Genomic DNA, 24910 nt, shown 5'->3' on the forward strand with positions numbered 1-24910 from the left:
AAATGGCAATGAACAGAAGAGATTTTATCTCTACTGCCGCAACTTTTGCAGGGGCGGGAGTACTTTCATCCATACTTCCCTCTACATCTCTGCTCGCTCAGGCCTTAACTGCGGTTGATTCCCCGGCCATCAATATTAACCTCCGGCCGACGCTGTTGCAGGATGCACAGTACAGAACCAGCCGGTTGGGCTTGGATCCGCGCATCTGGAACTGGCACAGGGACATGATGACTACTAACACCATGCCCGCCAACTACTATGAGGCCTCTCTGGCTGATTGGCCAGCATTTGGGAGTTTTTCCAGAGATCAGCGCTGTGAGGTTGTTGTTATTGGCGGCGGATTGCTGGGATCTTCCACTGCGCTGCATCTTGCTGAAGCGGGCGTCGATGTGATTCTGGTTGAAAAGGACCACATTGGTTCGGGAGCCTCTGGCCGTAATGGGGGACAGTTGACTCCCGGAATTGCCCGCTGGGAAGCTGAAACCATACTGGAAAAATTTTCACCTGATGAAGCCAAACGCTTATGGCGTTTTGCATCGATTGAAGCAATGAATCTTGTGGATGAACTTCGAGAACGTTACGGTTTTGAATGTGACCGCAAATATGGTCATATTACCGCTGCGATACATCCAGGTCATATGGGATCATTGGTTGCTAACGCCGATGCCCGACGCCGACTGGGAGATAGGGCCGTGAAGGTTATTGGGCCACATGAATTGCAGGAAGAGTATGTGCGTTCGAATATCTATCACGGTGCCAATGTCGATAGTATAGGCGGTCAGGTTCAGCCTCTGGCGCTGCTGCGAGGACTGGTTTATGGCTTTGTCAGACTGGGGGGACGAGTCTATGACGGTACAAAAGTGAAAGGTATTAGACAGGATGCCAGCAGCACGGTTATAGAAACTGAGCGGGGAGTTATCAGAGCGAGTAAAGCAGTGGTCCTGGGGGTACATGGCTCCACCGATGAGTTTATCTCAGGCCCGTCTACTACAGTACCTTTTTTCACTTATGTGGCGGTAACTTCGCCGTTGTCAGTGGATATCAAAGAGCTTATTCCGTCAGGTCTGCCGGTCTACGATACACAGTTACAAATAGACTATTATCGTGCGGTGCGTGACAACCGTCTGCTATTCGGTGGACAGGGCACCGGCAACTCCTGGGCACCGCGTGATGTAAACAACTACTTGCTTGATCGTATCAGAACCGTATTCCCGCATCTGGAAAAACCTGAACTGGAATATTCTTGGGGTGGTATCAGCGATCTAACCCTGAACGGTGCCACCGATGCCCGCAAAAGCGGTGCCGACATCCCTGTGTATATGGTGCATGGCTGGAGCGGACATGGCGTGGCGCAGACGGTACGCATTGGCAAAGCCATCAGCGACGATCTCACCGGACGCAACCAGGATTTTACTATGCTTACCTGCATTGATCACACGAGGATTCCGCTAGGTTCCTATCTCTCTCCGATGGCTATTCCATTGATTAAAGGTGCCCTTGGGATAATAAGCACACTTAATCCAGCAGATATAGTTTCGTTCTGAGTGGTGATTTCCATTAGCCAGGAGGCCGGAGAAAAACGCTAGCGCCTCCTGGGAAAAAGTTCATTTTACAGCCTGTCTTTCATTATTTTTTAAACCACGAGCCAAAATGAATATCAAAAAAAGGCGAATGTCCTTCTTGCAGCAAAAAGTGACATTACTATATTAGTGCTACAACACAGGTTCGCATAATCTATATTATGTTAAATTAAGCTGCGCGCAGTTAGTTTATTTTTGCCATAAACCTTCGTTCTAAAGAATTACTAGCTGTTATCGAAAACTTATAGCCGCACTGCAATGTGGATTTAACTCCCCTTCTCATTTATCTGCCACATGTCGAAAATTAGTGGGAATAAAACCAAGAAGAGAACCACCCCTGATGTGGGTTTGGGCGGTTAGGATACCACCCATAGAATAAGTTAATAATGAAGGTTTCTGTTATTTAATTTGGTACAGAACATCACCCACCACATTGAACAGACGATCAAGATCATCAATTTTAGCATTGAACATAGGACCAAATTGCAACGTGTCACCACCAAAACGGACATAAAACCCCGCTTTCCATAATGCAATACCGGCATCAAAAGGCCGGACTACTGCATCTCCATCCCGTGGAGCAATTTGGATAGCCCCCACCAGCCCGCAGTTACGAATATCCACGACATTTGGGCAGTGCCTTAGGTTGTGTAATTTTTGTTCGAAATGTGGTGCCAATTCCGCAGCTTGTTGAGGCAGATTTTCTTTTTCCAGCAGTTCCAATGAAGCTAAACCGGCCGCACAGGCAACCGGATGACCTGAATAGGTATACCCGTGGCTGAATTCAATCATATGTTCGGATAGAGATTGTGACATAAAGGCGTCGTAGATCTTGCTGGACGCAATCACCCCCCCCAGAGGAATTGCACCGTTGGTAATTTGTTTGGCAAAGTTAAGGATATCTGGGGTTACACCGAAATATTCAGCGCCACTCCAGCATCCCAGACGCCCGAAACCGGTAATCACTTCATCAAAAATCAGCAAGATATCATATTGGGTACAAATTTCCCGTAAACGTTGCAAGTAACCTTGTGGTGGGATAATAGCGCCGGCAGAGCCAGAAAGAGGTTCGACAATAACGGCAGCGATATTACTGGCATCATGCAATTCAATGAGTTTGAGGAGTTCATCTGCCAGTTCCGGGCCACCAGCCGCAGGCATTCCTTTAGTAAAAGCCATATTAGGTTGTAATGTATGTGGAAGATGGTCAACATCCATAAACTGACCAAACATTTTGCGATTACCCCCAATACCGCCAAGACTGGTTCCTGCGATATTGACACCATGATAACCCCGTGCCCGACCGATAAATTTAGTTTTTGCAGATTGACCTTTAATCCGCCAGTAAGCACGAGCCATTTTTACTGCGGTATCGGCAGCTTCTGAACCTGAACTGGTAAAAAATACATGATTTAAATCATCTGGCATAAGGTTGGTGATTTTATCAGCCAACTTAAATGACAAAGGGTGTCCATATTGGAAACCTGGGGAATAATCCAATGTTCCCAGTTGATCTGAAACAGCCTGCCGAATTTCAGTGCGTGAATGGCCTGCTCCACATGTCCATAATCCTGATAAACTGTCATAAATCCGACGACCTTGATCGTCAAGTAGCCAGTTTCCTTCTGCTGAAACAATCAAACGGGGATCTTGTTGAAAATGACGATTAGCGCTGAACGGCATCCAATGTGCTTTAAAGTTCAATTTTTGGAAAGAGTTTCTATCTGACATTTTATAGCTCCTCGCACAAGGTTGTAACCAAGAGTTTGCAATGAAACTATACTCAAGTTAAACCTCAATTATCGAATCATTAGTGATGAGTTTACTCACGTAAATGAAACTAACAAATTTAAAATATGAAATGGTAGTAGACAAAGGATTTCCATAATGATGGTGAACTTACCAATGCCATGAAACGCTTGTGACTGATATACAATCCAAAAATATTTTAACAACCCCACCCCAAATGCAGTAAGATTAGCCCTCAATCGTAGAAATTGATCCGGATCATTAGCGTGTTATCGCTTTTTCGCTTTTCACAGAACCGAACACCCGCCATTATTGCCTTACTGGCGATTTTGATGTTGTTCATTGCACCGGTGGTATCAAAAACACTGGAGCACCACTGTGAAGAAATAAAAAGCGGAACAAATCACTGCATGTCTATGTCTGATATGCCATCGACACACACGATGAATCATCATGGTGTGGATCATGTCCATATGGGATTGATGGATGATATCGCTTGTGGTTACTGCCAGCTTCTGATTAATCTGCCATTATTAGCAGGTGGTTTTGTTTCTTTCATTCTATTGACACTCATCGCGTCCCGAGCACCACCAGTATCGCGCTTCTTTGGACCCGTTATTCGGCTGTTTTACGGCGAATCACAACCACGCGCCCCACCCCTTAATGAGTCAGTCTGCTTGAAATAAACCATTCTATTTTCCTTGCCTTACGCAGTTTGTATGGCAATGTTGCTAATTAAGGGATTTTTTATGTTTACCACACAACTATTTCGTCTATCACCTCTGACAGCAGCTTTGGCTATTGCACTCACCATGCCGGCCAGTGGCTGGGCTGCCAATATGGAACATAGCAAAGAAACAAAAGAAAAACGCATTGCCCATGATCACGATAATGAAACGGTGATCACCGTAACTGCACCGGTAATTTCCCCCCTTGAGGTAGTTTCTTCACTAAAAGCCCCTCGCCAACCAGTCCCTGCTAGTGATGGTTCTGATTACTTAAAAACCATTCCGGGATTTTCACAGATCCGTAATGGTGGCACTAACGGCGATCCTGTCTTCCGTGGCATGTTTGGTTCTCGTCTGAGAATGTTAATTGATGACAGTGAAATACTGGGTTCTTGTGGTGGACGTATGGATGCGCCAAGTTCTTATATTTCACCAGAAAGTTATGATGTTTTGAGTTTAGTCAAAGGTCCACAAACCGTACTTTGGGGACCGGGTAATTCAGCGGGAACTATTCGTTTCGAGCGTATTCGCCCTCAGTTTGAACAATTTGGCGCTCAAGGTAATGTCAGCACAGTTATTGGTTCTCATGGTCGCTGGGATGGTAATGCTGATCTCAGTATTGGCAACGAACTGGGTTATATCCGTTTGATCGGCAATAAATCCCGCTCCAACGATTATAAAGATGGTGACGGCAATCGCGTTCCTTCCCGCTGGGATAAATGGAATACCGATCTCGCCTTAGGTTGGACACCTGATGAAAATACGTTACTGGAGTTAAGCGCTGGACAAGGTGATGGTGAAGCGCGTTACGCCACACGAGGCATGGATGGTTCTCAATTCAAACGCAAAAGTCTTGGCGTGCGGTTTGAAAAATCTAACATTGGCGAGGTGTTTGATAAATTCGAAACGAATTTTTATTACAATTATACCGACCATGTGATGGATAACTATTCTATGCGTCATTCAAACATGAAAATGGCCTCAGAACCGGATCGCCTGACAATGGGTGGTCGTATGATGGGAACCTGGATATGGGAAGATTTCAGGTTACAGAGCGGTGTGGATATGCAAACTAATATTCATCGAACCAATACCGATCGTAAGATGGCTAAAGCTGAAAGAAATGGCTGGGTGAAAAATGTTCGTTTCCGTGATTACGGTATTTTTGGTGAATTAACCTGGGATGCAACTGCCCAGAATAAAGTTATCGGTGGTGTGCGATTAGATCGTACAACAGCGTATAAATATGCTACTCAACAAGAACGTAAAGAAACCCTGCCAGCTGGCTTTATTCGGCTTGAACATAACCTGAAAGAGTCTCCTGTGATGCTCTATGCCGGCATGGGTTATACCGAGCGTTTTCCTGATTACTGGGAGCTGGTTTCGGGTAAAGCGGGCAACAATGCTTTCACTAATATCAAACCCGAAAAAACCACCCAATTGGATATCGGGGCGCAATATAATGATAACCGACTGAAAGGTTGGATATCAGCGTATGTAGGTAAAGTGAATGACTTTATCCTGTTCGATTATAACAACAAGAATCCGATAGCCGGCAACGTGAATGCCACCATTATGGGCGGAGAAATGGGGGTTGCTTATCAGTTTAACGAAAACTGGAAAACCGATGCCAGCCTGGCATATTCCTGGGCGCAAAATACCACTAATCATCGTCCACTACCGCAGATCCCACCTTTAGAAGCTCGTTTCGGCCTGACCTGGAAACATGGGGACTGGACAAGCAGCGGTTTGCTGCGTCTGGTAAATAGCCAGCACCGCGTGGCAATCAATGAGGGTAACGTTGTAGGCAAAGACTTTGATCGTAGCAAAGACTTCGCCATTCTATCTGCTAATGCAACCTATAAGGTGACCAAAAATGTTCAAGTCAGTACTGGTGTTGACAACATTTTTGATAAAACCTATAGCGAACACCTTAACTTAGCGGGTAATCAGGGCTTTGGTTATTCCGGCAATACGGCAGTAAACGAGCCTGGGCGTACTTATTGGGCCAGAGTTAATATTAAGTTCTAATACTGCTATTCCTGGGCCTATCTCGCCCTGACATCAATCAGGGCGAATCACTAGATGATTCATTATCCAGCAGCCAATGACGCAGCAGTGTTACAAGTTGCTCTTGTTGAATTTCTGTCAGTGGTTCGAGAATGGCTTTCTGGTTCTCCAAATGGCTTTCCACTGCTTTGTCTATCAATGCCTTTCCTTCTGAGGTCAGAAAAACCTTGCAGCTACGTCGGTCTTCTTCGTTAGCAATACGCCCAATGAGTCCTCGCTGTACCATATGTTCAATACGAGTACTCATTGCTCCAGAAGTTAGCATAACGGATTGATATAGTTCAGTAGGTGTAATGGGTATGTTGTTCCGTCGTAGTGTCGCAAGGATATCAAACTCTATGGCACTTAGGCCGTGTTCTTTGAAAGCATGTTGCAAGCGTTGTTCAATAATTTTGTTTATGCGACATAACCGCCCAATGACGCCCATCGACGACGGATCAAGGTCTGGACGCTGTTGTGCCCACTGTATCAGTAATCGGTCAACGTGATCGTACTTCATGCTTTTTCCTTATTCATTTATTTTGATGAAAAGATACTTGATAAAAATTAATTAAGCCATTATTTTAATGTATCTTTATATAAAGATACTTTTGCTGGTGGTATCTTTGCGTTGATAGAGTGATATACCAATCCAACTTCAAGATGCGTGTCATATTTCCCCGCGCAGCGGGGAAATATAAGGCCTCGCGTCGTCTGGCAGGTTGCAACTTGAAGTTTATCGAGTATATACAGGATAAAAATGAATAAATTAGAAGGACAGCGACATGTCAGAAATTAGATCTATCCAGAATATATTACTGACTGCATTGGCCCCAATTGTTTGGGGGAGTACTTACATTATTACGACAGAGGTATTGCCACTCAATATGCCTTTGCTGGCTTCTACCATCAGAGCGTTACCCGCCGGGATATTATTACTGTTGATTTGCCGTACCATGCCTAAAGGTATTTGGTGGTTACGTATTATGATACTGAGCTTACTCAATATCGGTGCCTTCTTCTATTCATTAATCGTGGCTTGCCAACCCATAATGGTTATTTTATTAAGCACTTACATATTGAAAACCTCCCTTACCATAAAACACATTATTTCAGCCATATTGGGTATTATCGGGATCGGCTTATTGGTATTAAATTCAACCACCAGCCTAAATTGGCAAGGCGTTATTGCAGGCTTTGCGGGATGCAGTTGTATGGCTTTAGGAGTTGTGCTTACTAAATATTGGAATCGCCCTACCAATTTGTCATTACTCAGTTTTACTGGCTGGCAATTAACTCTTGGAGGATTAATGTTATTGCCTGTTGCTATCTCCATCGAAGGTTTACCACAACATCTTACCGTAACCAATATTCTCGGCTACAGCTATTTATGCATGGTCGGTGCAGTGTTTTCTTATATTATCTGGTTTCGGGGAATTGAAAAGTTACCTGTTGTGACAATTTCTTTCCTGGGATTCCTTAGTTCTTTATCTGCTTGTATTTTAGGATATTTTTTTCTAAAACAAACATTTTCCTTACTACAAATGTTTGGGGCATGCACCATCATTATTGCTGTTTGGCTTTCAATTCCACGGGATCAGACAAAAAAATCTGATAATTCTATAATCTAATGAGTAACAGGAAAATTAATGAAACTGACTATAATTTCAGGGAGTCAACGCCCAGATTCTCTCAGCCAACGTGTAGCTCGTTATTTGCAAAAATTAAGTAGCGAATATGGATTTACTGAGATAGCGCTTTTGGAACTCTCCAATGTAGAATTGCCATTACATGATGGTTACACAACAGATATATCAGCGGGATCTCATCCCTGGCAATCAATTGCACAACATTTAAGAGAAAGTGAAGCATTTATCTTTGTGACTCCGGAATGGCATGGAATGTCAACTCCGGCATTGAAGAATCTTCTATTGTATTGTTCTATAGCAGAATTAGGCCATAAACCAGCATTATTGGCGAGTGTATCAAGTGGAGTTAACGGTGTTTATCCTCTTTGCGAATTACGAATGACAGGTTTTAAAAATAACCATGTCTGTTTCTTGCCAGACCATTTAGTCTTCCGTCATGGTGAAAGTTTGATTTCAAAAGATCTGATTTGTAACGATGAGAAATTTGAAAGCCGTGTTAACTATACGCTGAAACTGCTTCAATCCTATGCTAAGGCACTGGAGCAAGTTCGTGAAGAGGTTGGCGAAGAAAGCAAAAATTATCTGTATGGTATGTAAATAGACAATATCTCGTTCTTTATGTATAACCTCGGCTCAACTAGTTGAGCCGAGTGCATTTCCCTTTTCTATCGAGTAATTTCATCGAACAAGTTACAAATTATTATCATGCTGTATAAAAACACAGGGTATCGTATTTTTGGCATTTTTGTTTAATAAAAGAACGCAATTCGCTGATTTCGCGCTCGATTGGATTAAAAACATCTCTTTACTAATATAGTTATCTTTAAGCCTCTGAGGCCATTTTTCATCATTGTTGCTCCCTTTTTAGGCACATAAGATATTCTTGGTATCCAGTGTGTTCATCGACTTCTTCGCTGACAACATAAAATCCTTGCGATAAGTAAAACTCATAACTTGCCTGGTTTTGCTGATAAACCGATAACGTGAGTTCAGTTCTTCTATTTTTGGCATCGTTCACTAATGCTTTGCCAATTCCCTGCCCCTGTTTATCTGGTGATACAAAAATCGCAGCCAAACTATTTTCGTGAAGCGCATAAAAACCGACAACGTTAGAACTTTGTACATAGACATAAGTTTCTGAAGCCGGAATATAGATGCTTCTCATGTTTTCTACTTGTGATTGCCAAAATTCAGTTGCCACAAAATTGTGTGCTTTGATAGAAGCTTCCAACCAAATAGATAGAACCGTATTCATATCTGCTTTTGTAAATGGTCTGATCACTTTTGATATCCTCGTGATTTACTTTACTTTCGATGTAATCTTTTCATTTTAAAAATAAAGCACCTCTTCCAAATAATCATAGAAAAAGCCTCTCATAATAATGAGCGTTACAAACAGTAATCCCTCATAAAAAATTACATATTAACAACAATTGACATGTAATCAATTCACATTATGCCAGAATCATGCCATTTAAACGGGATTTTAAACTAGAGTATGTTATTTATATGATGCCTCCATTGTTATAAAATGGTTATAAAAAAGTTAATTATTATCCTTGCGTTTTGGGTCTAATTATTATGCTATAGCAACTCGTGGGCAAAAAATAATATGGTCTGCATTGTTCTATAGCTGTTTTAAAAATAGAGATCAATCCCACCATGGCCTACTTATTTCAGTTCAATTATCGGATTTATTAATAAGGACTTTTCAAGGAGCGATGTGCCAAACAGCGAATTGAAAGTTGCCACTTTTTAAAAAATGGAACCTCTTTTATGAAAAAAAACAATTCGGCACGACCGATATTTTTGTGGATGACGTTATTTTTGGGATTATTACCTGTCAGTGCTTCAATGGCTACAGAATATCTGGAACAGGGTAAAAAAAACTCACCCGATAGTTGGTTATCAGATGAATTTAATCATCAGTGGGGATTAGCCGCTATTGGTGCTCATTATGCCTATGCTCGTGGTTACACGGGAAAAGGTATTAATGTGGGTGTATTGGATGAAGCCGTTATTAATCATCCTGAATTTGCAGGCAAACTGAAAATTCTAAGCCCAGACGACACTTGGAATTACGATGAAAACCCCTACACAGGGATTATCAGTTTTGGTGCTCACGGTAACCATGTTTCAGGGATCATTGCAGCAAACCGGGATGGCAAGGAAATGCACGGTGTAGCATTTGATGCAGGTTTAATTACTGGGAAATATTTACAAACTCCCTATAACCGTACAGAAGCCCTGATCCAAAGCAATGCACGTGTTATTAATAACAGTTGGGGAGTTCGCCCTTCTTATGAAACTGATGAGTATGGCAGGCCTAAACGATGGGAAAACGGAACAGTCAAGTATGACCAAATTACGTTGCAAGAACTCATTAATTATGTCACGCCAATTAAAGATGATTTGGATAGGTTAAGCCGTTCTCCAATTCCAGAACTCGATGACTATACAACGAGAACTGCGGGTCTATTGCGTGCAGCGCGTCATGGAAAATTAGTTGTTTTTGCTGCGGGGAATGCAAATAACTATAACATCACCTGGTTACATGCGGGTATGCCCTATTTCTTCCCTGATGCATTGAAAAACTACCTCAGCGTTGCCAACCTGACTAGGGAAAACGAAATTAACGTTTCATCAACGCGGTGTGGTTATACTGCCAGTTACTGTTTGTCGGCACCAGGCACAAAAATTTACAGCAGCACGGGAGAATTTGTTTCTAAAATTGATGGAGAGATCGACGAAGATGCTTTCCAAAATGGTGAGCTGACGATTGATCCCACCTATGATGCCTACACAGGTACATCAATGGCATCACCGCATGTAGCCGGAGCCGCTGCCGTCTTGATGCAACGCTTTCCCTACATGACTGCCGGGCAGATCGCTGATGTCCTCAAAACCACGGCAACCGATTTAGGGAAGCCAGGCTTGGATGACATGTATGGTTGGGGAATGCTGAACCTGAAAGTTGCTATTGATGGTCCTAAAATGTTCATCACCGAAAAGGATATTCCGAAGAAATACTCTATTCCCGGCTCTTATTCTGAAACGCAATTCATTGCCAATATTCCAGGTATTGGTGGCATAGTTGAGAAAGGCACTACCGTAGAACGCGTCTGTGATGGTATTGAATGCGCTTATGACAGTTGGAATAATGATATCTCCGGTCATGGCGGATTGACGAAAATCGGTAACGGTACACTCGAACTAGCCGGTAAAAACAGTCTCTATAAAGGGCCAACTTTGGTTGAGCAAGGTCGTTTACTGGTTAGCGGTTCTATAACTTCGGATGTTACTGTGCAAGATGGCGCAATTCTTGGCGGGGATGGTACTGTCGGTTCAATCATGGTCAATGCTGGTGCCAATATTGTACCCGGCAGCTTAAATGCCAATTCTAACCTAAGTTCTAGCGGTACGCTGAAAGTTGATCGTGATATTACTTTCCAGACTGGCTCACGTTATCAGGTAGAAGTTGTACCAGATAGCCAGGGTCATAGTGACCGTATTGTCAGCAATGGCCTGGCCATGTTGAAGGGCGGTGAAGTTCAAGTCACGCTGGAAAATAGTAATAACTTGTTATCGAAGCAAGAAGTTCGTAGTTTGCTTGGTCAGCAATATAATATTCTGCAAGCAAACCGTGGTATCAACGGCAAGTTTGCAACCGTAGTGCCAAACTATTTATTCGTTGGCACTGAGCTTAGTTACCAAACTGATCGAGTGATGTTGGATATAAAACGTAATTCCACCACATTTGCCAGTTTAGGCATAACCGCTAATGAACGTGCTGTGGCTAATGCTGCTGATAAGCTGAGTTTGGGCCATCCGGTTTATGAAAGTATCCTGATGTTTGATACAGCAACGCAAGCACGTCAGGCATTCCAGCAACTTTCTTCCGGTCAGATCCATGCCGATGTTGCTGCGGCACAAATCAATAATAGCCACCATCTGCGCGATACACTGAATACCCGTTTACGCCAGGCTAAGGGGGGAACCATTGAACAGAATATCAAGGTTGATAGAAACGGTGCTTGGGGACAACTCATAGGTAACTGGCAACGTGCCAATGGTAACAGTGAAGTCAACGGTTATCGTGTATCCAACTATGGCGTGTTATTAGGAGCGGATAAAGAATTCGGTGATGATTGGCGGCTCGGTGTCGCTACCGGATATACCCGCTCTTCTTTGAATGGTGGATATAACACTTCAGCACGCAGTAACAATTTCCATTTGGCGCTATATGGTAGCAAACAGATTGATGCTTTGGCATTGCGTGCCGGCGCTACTTACAGCTGGCATCGTTTTGATACCAAACGCTCGGTTGCTTTTGGTCATCAATCCGACAATCTGAAAGCAAAATATGGTGCTCAAACCGGTCAATTGTTTACTGAGACCGCTTACGGAATAAATACTTCGTGGCTGAATCTGGAACCATTCGCCAACCTGTCTTATGTTAATTTTCGTAATGAAGGGATTAATGAACATGGTGGTGCGGCTGCATTGAACGGTAAGAAACAATCGAAAGATGCCACCTTCTCCACATTAGGTTTACGTGTTGATCAAAAATGGCAAACTGAAAACGAAATCACAGTAGGAGCATATGGTGAATTGGGTTGGCAACATCAGTTTGGCCATGTAGATCGAGGCACTAAATTAAGTTTTAACAATAGTGATGCCACGTTTACTGTCAACAGTATTTCAGCGGCACGAGATGCTGCTGTAATTAAGGCAGGTACGGAATTGGAAATTAATAAAAATACTAAACTGTCACTGGGGTATAACGGTGTTTTATCAGGCAGTCATAAGGATAATGGTGTATTCCTGAATGCTCATTGGAAATTCTAGTTAATAAAAGTTGCATATGTTCTTGATAACAGAAACTCACTGCTGGCAATGTCTGGCAGTGAGTTTTTTTATGGCGTGAGATTTTTAGGTTTTTGTATCCTCTCTGATACAAACCCCCTTGGTAGCACTGAATAATGATTAAATTAGATAATGAATTTAAGTCATTAAACCGATCCAAAGGAGGAAAATTGTGACTTATCGTAACATCCTATTAATCAGCTTATTTTCTGTTTCAGCAAGTTCTTTAGCTTCAAATAATAATGGTGCTCCGTTGATGAAATCAACCGATCCCGGCGCTGAAAAATTTAGAACTGTTGGTAAATTAAATGGAATCTCACACTGTACAGCAACCCTGATTTCTGGTGAAACTGCACCGGATAAGGATACACCAGCATTGATACTTACCGCAGGGCACTGTGTAGATAGCAATGTAGGCACAAATGACGCCATCGTTGATCAGCCGGCACCTGAATATTGGCGATATACCCCGGATTATTTTATTGATAAGAAAAATGCGTTATCACCAATAAAAGTCAACCGTATTTTATATTCAACGATGAAATACGAAGATATTGCGGTATTACAGTTGGATGCAACTTATGGGGATTTAGCGAAAAAAGGCTATCATCCTTTGAAGTTGAAAAAACACCTTGATATGAAACACCAGCCTATTGTGTTGACTCATATTCCTGTCGATAATGTTGATTATAATTACGCTTATCTCAGAAAATCTGAGTGTAATATCACTGGAAAATCACCCGTCTTATATGAGGGTGGCTCTCCGTGGATTTGGGCTTCGGTTTTCGCCGTGAATTGTGATGGTGTCGCTGGTGGAACGTCTGGTTCCCCTGTTTTTGAGAAAGATAAAACAGATGTGATTGGTGTATTGAACACAACAGTCACACCAGGAATGACCGGCTGTGGACTTGGCAGACCTTGTACTATCGAAAATAATAAAGGTGTTCCAACAGAAGGGGCTAGTTATTTTATTCCTGTCGATAGTATTGCTAATGCGTTGACAAGGGATAGCAAGTTAGACCTGTCGAAACTGGAAAATAACAGCGGTAATATTCTGGAAAGAAGCCCACTTTGGTCACGTTGGATAACTCAGAGCGTTAATCCTGCTGACGGTGAGAAAGCAAAATGGGATATCGTTATCAAGGAAAATGCTAACGTTAAGAATATCCGATATAAAACAGGATTAATCAGTGATGTCGATTGTTCAGCTGAAGCAGGATACAGTGCTGTTATTTCTGTAAGCCAAAGCCCGTTGCAAAACATGCTGGTTCCTGCCAAAGAAGGCATCTATAAACTCTGTGTTATTCACCAGGATAATGATGGTCAATGGCAAAAGACAAAAGATGCTTCTGTCATGTTGCGAGAAATTGATAATACGCCACCATCAATTAAGCCGGTGTTAAATAAGGATGATTTCGGGGATGCCTGGCGTATAACAGCTAACGCTCGTCCGTATGATATCTCAAGTATACAAATTAAATATGGACCGAAAGCAACAACGAATTGTGACGACAAAACAGGCTATAGCTATCCCTGGAGGCTAACAATGTTGGCAAAATCTGAAGCACCATGGCGTGTTTGCGCATATGGTGAAGATATGGCAGGAAATGCTGGCCCGATTAATGTACTTGATATTGAAGCAACGACTACTAAGTAAAAAGTAAATGAACTCACTGTTGGCAAAAGCTGGCAGTGAGTTTTCCTTTTAATTCTCATTTCTTCTTGCTGATGATAAAAATCATTTCTTCTGACTGATCATGATAAGTTTCTCCTTGCCAGTTACCTAATACGTTTATCGCAATTAAATTCGCGTCAGCTAGTGCTTGCTGGATCTCAGCAAAACTGGCAAATGTAATTGATGAAAATGCCTGGTATTCCTGTTTGTTGTTTAAAATTTTATAGTAAGTGCCGTAAGTAACAGTAGTATTGTGAACTCGAAAATCATTCCATGCCAAGATAGGGCCGAACATTGGATGGATAAATTCACGTTTAGAATCTGCTTTTGTCCAAGTCAACCACTCTTTTACTAAAGGATTACGGCTGTCAAAGATGCATTGTCCCCCTTCTGCCAGGTGTTCATAAATCCGTTTAAGTACTGCGACTCGATCTTGATGAGTTAAGAACACTTGAAAAACATGGCCGGATAAAATGATTAAATCGAATCTCTGAAATAGTGCCAACTGTTTAGCATCGGATTGCACCCAAGTGATTTGTGATCCTGCTGATTTTGATTTAGCAATATCCAGCATGGAATCGGCAATATCACAGCCAAATACCACTTTATCGGGATAAGTTAGGGCAATTTTATTAGTAAGCGTTCCAGTACCACAGCCCAGATCTAAAATAGCATGTGCATTTTTGGCTAGTCTGACATAATAGTCGTAATCTGGTATCCACTCGTTATCGAAATCATAAAACTGAGCTAAGTGACTGTCTTGATAGAGTCGATCAATTGCCATATTTAATAATCCCTAGTATCTTACTTAATATCATCATACTGATCCCGCCCTGTTTCTCGTTCTTTTTTCATCAAATAATTCTACTGTTACCAATCCCATTTTTTATATCTAAGGAGGCTTAAATATGCCGCCACGTACTGTTCTGTCTATGATTCTACTTATATTTTCATTTATTGTATTTTTCATTGGTGCGACGGAATTTATGTTATCCCCCATGCTCAAGCCCTTGGCTGATGAATTTAGGACAACAACAGACAAAGCCACCTGGCTGGTCTCTGGTTATGCCCTCGCCTACGCACTTGCAGCACCAATTTTCGGTTGGTTATCTGATCGGATCAATCGACGCAAATTATTGCGGGCATCCTTGCTGTTTCTGTTCCTTGATGGGGTAGCGCTAACGATAGCCCCCAACTTGGAGATTGCAATTGGGTTACGTATTTTTGGTGGCATTGCTTCCGCCGCTTTGATTCCAACCATATTTGCGCTGGTTGCAGAACTTTTTCCATCGCATAAACAGGCATCCGCGATGGGTATTGTCATGCTTGGTATGACAGCTGGAATTGCCGGAGGTCCTATTTTTGCCGGTGTTTTGACCGAGTTATTTTACTGGCAAGTGCCATTTTTAGTGAGCGCGGTAGGATGTTTTTTGCTCTACGTTCTAAGCAAAAAAGCTTTGAACAAAAAATACATTCCAAACCAGATTACTACCCTAAAAAAAGTTCACCAAACGGTGACGTTTCAATCACTATTTCAATTTGTATGCCAAGGAAACTTAATACGTCCCCTTATTGCGAAAGGATTTTGGAATGGTACAGCAGTATCTGCTTTTATATTAGCCGGAGAAGTTTTAAGACATCATTACGCTATGGGAACAGGAGCTGTCGGTATCTCTGTTTCTGTATTTGGTATCGGGCTTGGTTTGGGTAACCTATCCGTAAGTATCGTGAATCACCTGAATATCAGAGATGAATGTGCGTTGTTGTTGGCAATAGTTTTACTTTTCATCACCAGTTCTGTATTTATGTTATTCCCCCTGTCTTTGCTTTTTAGTTTAGTTTGTCTGATGTTATGGGGATATGCACTCGGCCTGGCTGCTCCAATAAGTACTTCAATTCTGGCAAATCGGGCAAAGCAGGATAAAGGCCAAATATTGGCTATATCAGAAAGTCTGAATAATCTAACCATTCTGTTTTTACTTCCAGTAGCTACTCTGTCACTAACACAATATGGTACTGCGGTAACGACGATGCTACTGGGAAGCTGTTTTATCGTGGCAATTGGGTTAACACTGAAAGATTTATTTGTATTATGGTTAAGAAGTTTTTTCCTAAATTAGATTCACCTACACCGTGTGTGGAGAATACATATTATTACTCATGACTTCTTTAGATATATCCTCGGGGAAATATAGTTGGCCTACAAAATAGAATTTATTTTCCTGTCTTTTTTGTACATTCGCATTCCTTGCTGATAAATGAATATGACTTCTGTGAAATACCCAGCCTGGGTTGTAACCCTTTGAAGATTTCATACAAGGGTTTCAGCGTAGCACGCTTTTCACGCTCTCGTGTCATCTGACGCCAGCCGAAATCAATGATAAAATCTTGCTGTGACATAGCCTTTTGTTCCTTTATTTCTCTCTGTTTGACGACTTAAAGTTATAAAGGAGCGGCTATGTCATTTCAACTCATCATAAAAGTCGGGCATCGCGTTAAGTATATGTATAAAAACCCTTGCCAGTTTTGCGCCCTAAATACCCCGCATCAACCATTGTTCTCATCAAGGGGCAAACACGATATTTCGAGTCCTGAAAAATTTGGTAGAGTACGTCAAGAGAATTAACGACAGTATCAATTCCGATCAGATCAGCCGTTTCCAACGGCCCCATTTTATGCCCGAAACAATCCTTGAATATTGCATCGACATCTTTGGGCTGAGCAAGTCCATCCTGGACTGTAAATGCCGCTTCATTCATAAATAAATGAGAAATCCGGTTGGAAACAAAACCGGGACCATCTTTCACCACGACCGCCTGTTTGCATAAAATAGTCAGAATTTCCAGACATCGTTCCTGAACAGACTCCGAGGTACTAAAACCAATAATGACCTCAACCGTCGGTTTCAAATAGACCGGGTTCATAAAATGCACTCCAATCACCTGAGACGGCACGCGATGGAACGACCCCAGTTTTGTGATGGGAATACAGGAGGTATTCGCTGCCAGTACAGCATGAGGAGCGATAAATTCCGCCATGCTCGCATATAGCGCCTGTTTTATTGCAATATTTTCGGTAATGTTTTCTACTACAAATTCCCGATCAGAGATAGCCGATAAATCCTGCGACCAGACGATATTTTGCAGTATCATTTCTGCCGTTTTTCCCTTGGCAAGCGGACTGAACAGCGGCGCATAATCGGCAGTTTCTACGATATTTTCCCTGCTTTTTTCACAGGAGATCGCATCTTTTTCAATAACAACAACATCATGTCCGCGTAAAGCGCAATCGAAGGCAAGGCTAGAGCCGATATTTCCTCCTCCAACCACAGCTATTTTAAGTTTTGGCATAGTGACTGTTTCTTCTTGGTTGTAATGAAATAAGTAATGGAGTGAGTGACGGATTTAGTGATGAAAAAACAGGTTGCAGTCTGATTGACTACAACCTTCATTAAAAAATGAACGGATTATTTCAATTCAGAAAATTTTTTGCGGAGATAACTCAGTTAACTGAATCAGGAGAAATGATTTCCCATTTACCGAACAACGTTAAACCGGCAGCTTTCGCCAGTGCCGCAGAAGCGAGATTATCAAGCTGGCATCTGAACTGAGGTTCATACCCCTGAGCGCAGGCATGTTGACTGATTGCACGTACCACTTTTCGGGCATAGCCTTGACTGCGGAAAGACTCCAGCGTCAGTACGCCCATATCAGCAAGTTGTGAACCATTCCACGGGTACATGCTGGCCGCGCTAACCAGATGGTTTTTCTCATCAAAAGCACCGAATACCGACCAGTGATCCAGTTCAACATAAGCGTTGTCCAGATCCTGCTCCGAAGCCAATGCCTGAAATGCCGAGAAGATTTCACCATCTTGCTCTTCCATCAATTGACGCTGTTTATCTGAATTTTCCTGCAATAATTGGCGCTTTTCTGTTTCTGGAAAATAAAAAATATAGTCAGCACCATGCAAAGTAATATTCGCCTGATTTAATTTCTGGCGAAAAATAGATTCAGATATTTTTTCCTGATGATAAAGCCCGGCTTTTTCAGCCATCTCTGGCGTCAGAACTGCCATTACCCGGCCGTCACTGATTTCCAGTACCATCACGCGATCATTTTGTTCCAGACGGGTATTGGTAATAATAGTAAAAACATCATCCTTATAAAGAATATCTTCACCCAACATCAGGGCCTGCCAGAAATCAGTTATTGTTTTTGAAAATAAAGGCATACTTTTTACTCTCGTGGATTTACTTATATAAAATGAAGAACCCCGCTGTCAGCGACGGGGGATGCGTGCCTATAATACTGCTCAAAAAATCACAAAGCATCACTATTCATTAATACCTTATTTGTGCGTTGCCTATCATTTAGAGCAACGGGAAGAGGAGATATTGCGTTGGTAAATCTGAAAAAATTCCGGTACGGCAATCAGCGGTGATTTAGCAATCCAGCCGTGACCCCGTTGTTTTTTAAAATCAAAATAATCCCGATATTCTGCAGAGGTAATGAAATTATAAGTCAGGGAAATACTGGGGGATAATGTATGCACCTCATGAGCTAACCCTTTAGGGATCAGCATTATCTCCCCCGGCAATAGATCAAACTGCCAAATCCGATCTTGGTTATGCTCAACCCGCTTGTTGCCTTGGTTCATCGGCTTTTGCTTTTCCGCGCGAGGCAAACCTGCTCGCCCTTCAGCAGTGTTTCTGACCACATCCTCCAGCGAAGCTGAAAAAATCCAGCCGGCTTTACGGCCTTCTATCTGGCACAACACCGCATTGGTGCGCATTCCATCAACATGTAAACGAGTGCAGACACCCGGCGCTGAAAAATAGAGTCCCCAATCCTGACTCATCCTTTTATTGGGCTGGAAGATTCCGAATTGAATACAGGGGATCTTATAACCACTTTCAGTCAGGAAATACGGCCTGCGCCAGTGTTCCTGAATACGCTGAAACGCGCGAAAACTGAAGGAGTCGGTTTTTACCCAATGCCCTAGTTCCCATGTGAATAACAGGTGTTTAAAAAAAGTGTCATAGGTATATCTCAGGTAGTTGAGATCAGGGTTAATCTGCCCCAGTTCAACCGCAGGCAGTGAAGCGATTTCCTGCAAATAGGTGCGCAGTTCGACAATTTGCTGGGGTTTGAACCCGGTATCCTGTAACTGCACCTGCATTTCACCGAATTCCTGAGAAAAATAATCGAAATTCCAAAGTTGTTTCCCTTTCCAGTCCCTCAGACCGTCAGAAATAATCACAGGCTCTTTTTTCATCAAATAGAGTTCGTGAAATTCGGCCAGCGAGATATCAGAAACTTTCGGCACAGGGCGATATTCTGCTGACTCCAGACGAGCCAGTGCATCAGGGCTTTCCGTTTCCCGCACAATTTTGTTACTGTGACGGTAAATACTCACTTCTTCATGTGCCCACATAGCAAGATCACCGAGTATATTCCAGGCATTACTGAAAAAATTCATTTTTCACTCCCTAAAAATTAAACTCTGAATCAATATCCTGATCGTTCACCTGAGCGAACGATTCCGGCGTATAACCATAAGTAAGGTTCTTAAGCAACTCCTGAATTTCTTCTTCAGGATTAGCAATAACTTCATTCATTAATTCAAAGAAATAACCAAATATCACTCTGGCTGTCTCTTCGCTGAACATCTGCAGGCGAAGCTGAATCAAACAATGAAAAGCATCTTTGGTTTCAGACACTTCCAGTTCCAGATCGAATTTGGCTGCCTCTGACGCCAGTTCAAACCGAGAAAAATCGCTTCCATCATGGATATCCGCACTGCTCAGGCTCAAAGGTAAATAGTTGAACACCACGTCAAACAGGGGATGTTTGCCCTGACGATTCGGCATCTGGCATTCAGTGCTGAGATCATCCAGCAGAGTACTCATCGGATAAGTTTGGTAAGGCACACTTTCAGTCCATTGAGCATTCAGTTGCAGCAGATAATCCGCCACAGACAAGTCAGCTTCCGGTTCAACTTTCAAGGCCAGCATGTTGACAAGATAACCGACCAGTTCCAGCTCTTCCGGCTGCATACGTCCTGTCACCGGAACCCCCAGCAGGAAAGTATCGGCACGGGCAATTTTTGCTATCAGGACACCAAATATGCCAAGGAAAAAGGTAGAGACAGACAAACCAAGTTCATCACATAACTGCCTGATTTCAGCACTGGTCTGCGGGGTAAGAGCTTGTTTCAGCGTCAGTCCCTGCTCTCTTTCCGTATCGGTATGCCAGCTATATCCTTCCTTCATCGGTAATGATAACGGCGCAGGCAGAGGTAACAGATTGGCAAGCCAATAAGCCTTTTCTTTGCGCGTCCTGTCCTCGTTGGCAGACTCCTGCCGGTAACGTCGGTAAGCCGCAAAACTGTACTGCGGTGTCGGTAACGGCAAACCGTGCAACAGGCGCTGAAAATCATCAACCAATATCCCCAGAGAAATGGCATCACAAACAATGTGGTGTACCACGATCAACACCTGATGGTATGGATAAGATACTGAAGCGGTGAGCATCATCGCCCGGACAGGTAAATCAGTATGCAGGTCGAAAGGCTGATTGGCGAATTGCTCCAGACGAACTGCATTCTCTTCTGGTTTCTCGCCTGCTTCGGATACCCATAACCTGACTTCGGATGTGCGCTGAGGCAGCATCATCAGATTGGCACCCTGACGCTGAAACAGGCATTTCAGTACAGGATGCCTGTTAGCGAGCTGTTCCAGTGCCTCCGCAATCACAGCTGCGCTGATCGAGGCGGGACAGCGGAAAGCTGTTGGCATGTTATAACTGCCATCGGCAAACGTGATTTGGTGGATATACAGTAAATCCTGATCAGAACTGGCGACAATTGGCGCGTCCGGATCAACAGAAGGTAGCATTGGCACAGGATTCTGCTGCTCGCTGAGGAACTGCCGTTCAATTTCAAGAATGGTCGGCTGGACGAAGAAATCCTGAATCGCAATCCGTTTGCCGGTTTTTTTATACACTTTTTCTGCCATGACGATAGTTTTTAAACTATCGCCTCCCAACGCCATAAATTTGTCCTCAATACCGATACCATCAATGCCGAGGATCTGGCTCCATATGTCGGCAATTTCCTGCTGCATCTTGTTGGTCGGCGGCTGATACTCAGCGTGCAGGGTTTCAGGTCTGGGTTTCAGCCGGATTCTGGCTGGCTTCGGAGCATCAACGCTGCTGGCTGTACGTCTTCCTCCCCAGCTGTATAACCGCTCCATAAACTGCCCGGCGGAGAAAATTTTCTGATCTGCATTGTCATATTCACGCAGGCTGCGTTCAAACAGCGCGGGGAATTCAGCGCCGGAAAAAGCAACCTCATTGTCCCCCCAACCCTGTGCTTCTTTTGTTGCATCTTCTTTCGTAGCGTCAGTGGGTTGTTCAAAATGTACCGTTTCCCAGTTGATGACAACCCAGTGCGTATTCGGTGAATGTGTTTTTTGTAGAAATAAATTTTGTTTCTGCGCCCAGCCATCCAGAAACAGATTGGCGGTTGCATAAGGCGCGTGAGCGATGCCGCCGAAAAATACCGACATAGACGAAGTGACAAAGCAATATTCGACCGGAATATGTGTAAATACGCTGGCAAGCACCGCCGCAACCTGAGCTTTGGGCTTAAGTTGCGCGCTGTAATGTTCAGCATTGAGCTGAATCAGAGGAGAAAACGAATCGCCGTCCGTCACACCTGCTGCATGGATAACGGCATAAATATCTCCCAGACGATGACGAATGGATGTAAATAGTGCGAGCGCATTTTCTTCATTTTCCAGCGTATACGGGAAAATCTCCACCGCAGTAGCACCGCATTCTGACAACTCATTTCGTAAGTCCTGCATCGCAGCTGTCTCTGCAGACTGGCGGCTGATCAATGCCAGTTTCCCCTGAAAGCGCCGAGCAATAACCATTGCCATCGCTCTGGCCATTCTTCCGCTGGCACCGGTGATCACATAAGTTTTACCTATAAAATGAGCATTATCTGCGACTTCATTTTCTTCCGGATCAGGGCAACGGAAATCCTCAACAAACAGACCATCACGATTCAGTTTCAGCGGGCCATATACGGTTGTTTGCAGTAATCGTGACAACGTCACAGATACCCTGTTCACATTCAGATCCTGCAAACTTAAAAACGTACATGTGATACCCGGTATTTCCTGTGGCAGCACCAGAGCCAGAGCCTTAAGTGCCGACTCAGTTAAAACCGATTCAGCGGAATATCTGTCACCGACGGGGGCTATCAGGTAAATATGGACAGAACTGAATGCAGAGAAATCATTCTCTGCCAGCGTTTTTCCTAATTCTGATAGTGCTTGCAGTGAATCTACTGAGAAAGAGAAGCTATCTGCCGTAAACATCAGCGATAACACTAAAGATGTGCTTTCTGGTAACTCATTGATTTGTAAATTATCAGATAGCCCGGCGAGCACATTGCGGATTTCACGGGAACAGGCCAAATTCAGATGGAGCGCCTCAATCTGGCTGTTATCCGCCGGAATATTTTCCGGTAACGCCAGATGCTGATCAATCAGTAATCGTGAATAAGGCGTTCCTTCCTGTTCTTTTGGCAGACGGATCGCTTTCCAGAATGGCAACAACAACCCCGGCATATTTTTGGACAGATTATTGCTTTCTGTTGTGGTAATCACACTGGCAATCTGTGCCCAATTTTTATCCGTAATATATCCGGCACCATGCTCTTCCCGAATAAACGCATATCCGGGAACATCTGTCAGCGGCTGACCTTGGGAAGAAGGAAAAAAGCATTCTGCCGGTTCTTTTACCTGACGGGAAATCCAGCGACTGATATCCGCTACTATCTCAGAGTGTTTATCCGGCGGTACAGTGCTTTGTTGTAGAAACTGTAGGATCAGCGCCAGTTCATCATGTTCCTCCTGCGCCAGATACGTTTTAATCTGCTGCATTAAGGCAAATTTTGACTCTGCCACAAACATCATTCGGCACGGGAAACTACGCCGTTTACTCAGTGTATGGGATAATGCGGCGAGATCCAGATCAGACAGCTGTACTAACCAGTGAGAGACTGATTCCAGTTGTTGTACCAGTGCCGCCTTGTTTTTCGCAGAAAAAGGGAAAAAACAGGGCTGCGTAATATCAGGAGCGGAAGCCGCAGAAGCAGGAATATACTGCTGCAGCACGATATGCGCGTTCGTACCGCCAATACCAAAGCTGCTGACACCGCCAGTTCTTGGTTTCCCTTGTTCAGATAACCACGGTTCAGCCCGTGTATTGATATAAAACGGTGACTGTTCAAATCCCAGCAACGGGTTAGGCGAGTGGAAATACAATGTCGGCGGGATCACGCCATACCTGACGGCCATAACTGTCTTGATAAATCCGGCAATACCTGCGGCAGAATCCAGATGCCCAATATTCGTTTTGACCGAACCCAGCGCGCACTGATTTATCGGTATCGATTGGGAAGCAGATTCAGCAGCAGAGCGATTTTCATTAAAAATCTCCTGCAATGCCATAAATTCAATACTGTCCCCTAAGGAAGTCGCTGTGCCGTGACATTCAATAAAGCCCAGATCTGCCGCATCCATCTCAGCCATCTGAAAAGCGGTACGGATTACATCCGTCTGCCCTTTGACGCTGGGTGCGGTATAGCCGACTTTCCGGATTCCATCATTGTTAATCGCGGAACCTTTCAGGATCGCCCAAATAGGGTCGTTATCCGCAATCGCATTTCCGGCACGCCGTAATACCACCGCCCCCAGACCACTGCCGAATACACTGCCGGTTGCATCGGCATCAAAAGCTCTGGTTTTGCCATCTTTTGAGAACAGCATACCGTCCTGATAGATATGCCCGTTTTGTTGTGGCAACAATAGGCTGACTCCACCGGCAACCGCAAAATCACATTCACCACTTAACAGGCTCTGTACCGCCTGATGCACACTAACCAAGCTGGTGGAACAGGCGGTCTGGAGGGTAAAACTGGGGCCTTGCAGACCCAGTTTCCATGAAATCAGCGTACTCATCGCATCTTTGTTGGCTAACTGAGAGGCAAGGAAACCGCCCACATTTTCTGTCTGCTCGGACAGCATTGCCTGCATTGTCCACGATACCGTACTGCGTGCCCCTAGAAATAACCCGATATTGTGCCCGCGTTTATCCGGGTCAACACCGGCATTTTCCAGTGCATGCCAGACACACTGCATCATCAGGCGGGTTTGCGGATCTAACAGCGCGGCTTCGGCCTGACTGTACTCAAAAAATTCAGCATCAAAATAACCAGCTCCCTCCAGCACACCATTTACCGGAACAAAATCTTTATTGCATATCTTTCTGCTATCGTGCCCGGCCTGTAGCAGCTCTTCTTCGGTAAAACGGGAGATACTATCCACGCCCGTCAACAAATTGCGCCAGAACGCAGTGTAGTTTTCTGCCCCTGGAAACCTGCCTGACAAACCAATAACCGCGATATCCAAATCTTCTCTTATTACTGTATTCATGATCTGCCCTGTTCCCTATCTTTCAAACTCTATAAGCCTTAAAACTTCAAAACGATATAAGGCGTTGTCTATCCCCGTTTTGCGGGGATAGACAACACGCATCT

Annotated in this window: 17 protein-coding genes; 8 read left to right on the forward strand and 9 right to left on the reverse strand. The window is 43.7% G+C overall.

Features of this window, described 5'->3' with window-relative positions; genetic code table 11:
* Window positions 1-2 precede the first annotated feature (2 nt).
* Window positions 3-1544: an FAD-dependent oxidoreductase gene (locus tag ABLA76_RS00755; protein WP_348986489.1), complete on the forward strand. Its 1542-nt coding sequence runs from the start codon at window positions 3-5 to the stop codon at window positions 1542-1544.
* Between the two features lie 435 nt (window positions 1545-1979).
* Here the strand turns inward: ABLA76_RS00755 and ABLA76_RS00760 are convergent, their stop codons facing one another.
* Window positions 1980-3311 carry an aspartate aminotransferase family protein gene (locus tag ABLA76_RS00760; protein WP_348986490.1) on the reverse strand — a complete coding sequence of 444 codons (1332 nt, stop codon included), beginning with the start codon at window positions 3309-3311 and terminating at the stop codon, window positions 1980-1982.
* 284 nt (window positions 3312-3595) lie between these two features.
* On the opposite strand from ABLA76_RS00760, the gene ABLA76_RS00765 reads away from it, so the two are divergent.
* Together ABLA76_RS00765 and ABLA76_RS00770 are read left to right on the forward strand one after the other, a co-directional pair.
* Window positions 3596-4015, forward strand: a complete 420-nt coding sequence (locus ABLA76_RS00765; protein ID WP_348986491.1) for a DUF2946 domain-containing protein — start codon at window positions 3596-3598, stop codon at window positions 4013-4015.
* A gap of 63 nt (window positions 4016-4078) precedes the next feature.
* On the forward strand, window positions 4079-6088 hold the full coding sequence (locus tag ABLA76_RS00770) for a TonB-dependent copper receptor (protein ID WP_348986492.1): 2010 nt from the start codon (window positions 4079-4081) through the stop codon (window positions 6086-6088).
* A gap of 37 nt (window positions 6089-6125) precedes the next feature.
* Here ABLA76_RS00770 and ABLA76_RS00775 read toward each other — a convergent pair whose 3' ends face one another.
* Window positions 6126-6626 carry a MarR family transcriptional regulator gene (locus ABLA76_RS00775; RefSeq protein ID WP_348986493.1) on the reverse strand — a complete coding sequence of 167 codons (501 nt, stop codon included), beginning with the start codon at window positions 6624-6626 and terminating at the stop codon, window positions 6126-6128.
* A gap of 265 nt (window positions 6627-6891) precedes the next feature.
* On the opposite strand from ABLA76_RS00775, the gene ABLA76_RS00780 reads away from it, so the two are divergent.
* Both ABLA76_RS00780 and ABLA76_RS00785 read left to right on the forward strand, forming a co-directional pair.
* On the forward strand, window positions 6892-7737 hold the full coding sequence (locus tag ABLA76_RS00780) for an EamA family transporter (protein WP_348986494.1): 846 nt from the start codon (window positions 6892-6894) through the stop codon (window positions 7735-7737).
* Between the two features lie 18 nt (window positions 7738-7755).
* Complete coding sequence (locus ABLA76_RS00785; RefSeq protein ID WP_348986495.1) at window positions 7756-8352, forward strand: NAD(P)H-dependent oxidoreductase; 597 nt, start codon at window positions 7756-7758, stop codon at window positions 8350-8352.
* A 250-nt stretch (window positions 8353-8602) separates the two neighbouring features.
* Here the strand turns inward: ABLA76_RS00785 and ABLA76_RS00790 are convergent, their stop codons facing one another.
* Window positions 8603-9037: an N-acetyltransferase gene (locus ABLA76_RS00790; RefSeq protein ID WP_348986496.1), complete on the reverse strand. Its 435-nt coding sequence runs from the start codon at window positions 9035-9037 to the stop codon at window positions 8603-8605.
* Window positions 9038-9531: 494 nt separating this feature from the next.
* On the opposite strand from ABLA76_RS00790, the gene ABLA76_RS00795 reads away from it, so the two are divergent.
* Window positions 9532-12603, forward strand: a complete 3072-nt coding sequence (locus ABLA76_RS00795; RefSeq protein WP_348986497.1) for an autotransporter domain-containing protein — start codon at window positions 9532-9534, stop codon at window positions 12601-12603.
* A gap of 190 nt (window positions 12604-12793) precedes the next feature.
* Window positions 12794-14278, forward strand: coding sequence for a trypsin-like peptidase domain-containing protein (locus tag ABLA76_RS00800; RefSeq protein ID WP_348986498.1), 1485 nt, complete (start codon window positions 12794-12796; stop codon window positions 14276-14278).
* Between the two features lie 55 nt (window positions 14279-14333).
* On the opposite strand, the gene ABLA76_RS00805 is transcribed toward ABLA76_RS00800, so the two are convergent.
* Window positions 14334-15080 carry a class I SAM-dependent methyltransferase gene (locus tag ABLA76_RS00805; RefSeq protein WP_348986499.1) on the reverse strand — a complete coding sequence of 249 codons (747 nt, stop codon included), beginning with the start codon at window positions 15078-15080 and terminating at the stop codon, window positions 14334-14336.
* A gap of 124 nt (window positions 15081-15204) precedes the next feature.
* Here ABLA76_RS00805 and ABLA76_RS00810 point away from each other — a divergent pair, with 124 nt between their 5' ends.
* The gene (locus ABLA76_RS00810; RefSeq protein WP_348986500.1) at window positions 15205-16416 is read left to right on the forward strand and encodes an MFS transporter; all 1212 of its coding nucleotides are present in this window, start codon (window positions 15205-15207) and stop codon (window positions 16414-16416) included.
* A gap of 94 nt (window positions 16417-16510) precedes the next feature.
* Here the strand turns inward: ABLA76_RS00810 and ABLA76_RS00815 are convergent, their stop codons facing one another.
* The 5 genes from ABLA76_RS00815 to ABLA76_RS00835 form a co-directional block, all read right to left on the reverse strand.
* Window positions 16511-16696 (reverse strand): hypothetical protein, encoded by a 186-nt coding sequence (locus tag ABLA76_RS00815; RefSeq protein WP_348986550.1) that lies wholly within the window; start codon window positions 16694-16696, stop codon window positions 16511-16513.
* A gap of 95 nt (window positions 16697-16791) precedes the next feature.
* Entirely contained in the window at window positions 16792-17646 is an 855-nt protein-coding gene (locus ABLA76_RS00820) for a 3-hydroxyacyl-CoA dehydrogenase family protein (RefSeq protein WP_285810773.1), read from the reverse strand.
* A gap of 151 nt (window positions 17647-17797) precedes the next feature.
* Window positions 17798-18529 carry a GNAT family N-acetyltransferase gene (locus ABLA76_RS00825; RefSeq protein WP_348986501.1) on the reverse strand — a complete coding sequence of 244 codons (732 nt, stop codon included), beginning with the start codon at window positions 18527-18529 and terminating at the stop codon, window positions 17798-17800.
* 135 nt (window positions 18530-18664) lie between these two features.
* The gene (locus ABLA76_RS00830) at window positions 18665-19777 is read right to left on the reverse strand and encodes a cupin-like domain-containing protein (RefSeq protein WP_047769103.1); all 1113 of its coding nucleotides are present in this window, start codon (window positions 19775-19777) and stop codon (window positions 18665-18667) included.
* Window positions 19778-19787: 10 nt separating this feature from the next.
* Complete coding sequence (locus ABLA76_RS00835; protein ID WP_348986502.1) at window positions 19788-24806, reverse strand: beta-ketoacyl synthase N-terminal-like domain-containing protein; 5019 nt, start codon at window positions 24804-24806, stop codon at window positions 19788-19790.
* Between the last annotated feature and the right edge of the window lie 104 nt (window positions 24807-24910).

It is taken from the genome of Xenorhabdus sp. SGI240, assembly GCF_040081915.1.
Lineage (GTDB): Bacteria > Pseudomonadota > Gammaproteobacteria > Enterobacterales > Enterobacteriaceae > Xenorhabdus > Xenorhabdus bakwenae.

Excerpts from the sequence above, each read along its gene's own strand:
- ABLA76_RS00755 (WP_348986489.1), top strand. The coding sequence starts at position 3 with ATGGCAATGAACAGAAGAGATTTTATCTCTACTGCCGCAACTTTTGCA.
- ABLA76_RS00760 (WP_348986490.1), bottom strand. The coding sequence starts at position 3,311 with ATGTCAGATAGAAACTCTTTCCAAAAATTGAACTTTAAAGCACATTGG.
- ABLA76_RS00770 (WP_348986492.1), top strand. The coding sequence starts at position 4,079 with ATGTTTACCACACAACTATTTCGTCTATCACCTCTGACAGCAGCTTTG.
- ABLA76_RS00775 (WP_348986493.1), bottom strand. The coding sequence starts at position 6,626 with ATGAAGTACGATCACGTTGACCGATTACTGATACAGTGGGCACAACAG.
- ABLA76_RS00780 (WP_348986494.1), top strand. The coding sequence starts at position 6,892 with ATGTCAGAAATTAGATCTATCCAGAATATATTACTGACTGCATTGGCC.
- ABLA76_RS00785 (WP_348986495.1), top strand. The coding sequence starts at position 7,756 with ATGAAACTGACTATAATTTCAGGGAGTCAACGCCCAGATTCTCTCAGC.
- ABLA76_RS00795 (WP_348986497.1), top strand. The coding sequence starts at position 9,532 with ATGAAAAAAAACAATTCGGCACGACCGATATTTTTGTGGATGACGTTA.
- ABLA76_RS00805 (WP_348986499.1), bottom strand. The coding sequence starts at position 15,080 with ATGGCAATTGATCGACTCTATCAAGACAGTCACTTAGCTCAGTTTTAT.
- ABLA76_RS00810 (WP_348986500.1), top strand. The coding sequence starts at position 15,205 with ATGCCGCCACGTACTGTTCTGTCTATGATTCTACTTATATTTTCATTT.
- ABLA76_RS00815 (WP_348986550.1), bottom strand. The coding sequence starts at position 16,696 with ATGTCACAGCAAGATTTTATCATTGATTTCGGCTGGCGTCAGATGACA.
- ABLA76_RS00820 (WP_285810773.1), bottom strand. The coding sequence starts at position 17,646 with ATGCCAAAACTTAAAATAGCTGTGGTTGGAGGAGGAAATATCGGCTCT.
- ABLA76_RS00825 (WP_348986501.1), bottom strand. The coding sequence starts at position 18,529 with ATGCCTTTATTTTCAAAAACAATAACTGATTTCTGGCAGGCCCTGATG.
- ABLA76_RS00830 (WP_047769103.1), bottom strand. The coding sequence starts at position 19,777 with ATGAATTTTTTCAGTAATGCCTGGAATATACTCGGTGATCTTGCTATG.
- ABLA76_RS00835 (WP_348986502.1), bottom strand. The coding sequence starts at position 24,806 with ATGAATACAGTAATAAGAGAAGATTTGGATATCGCGGTTATTGGTTTG.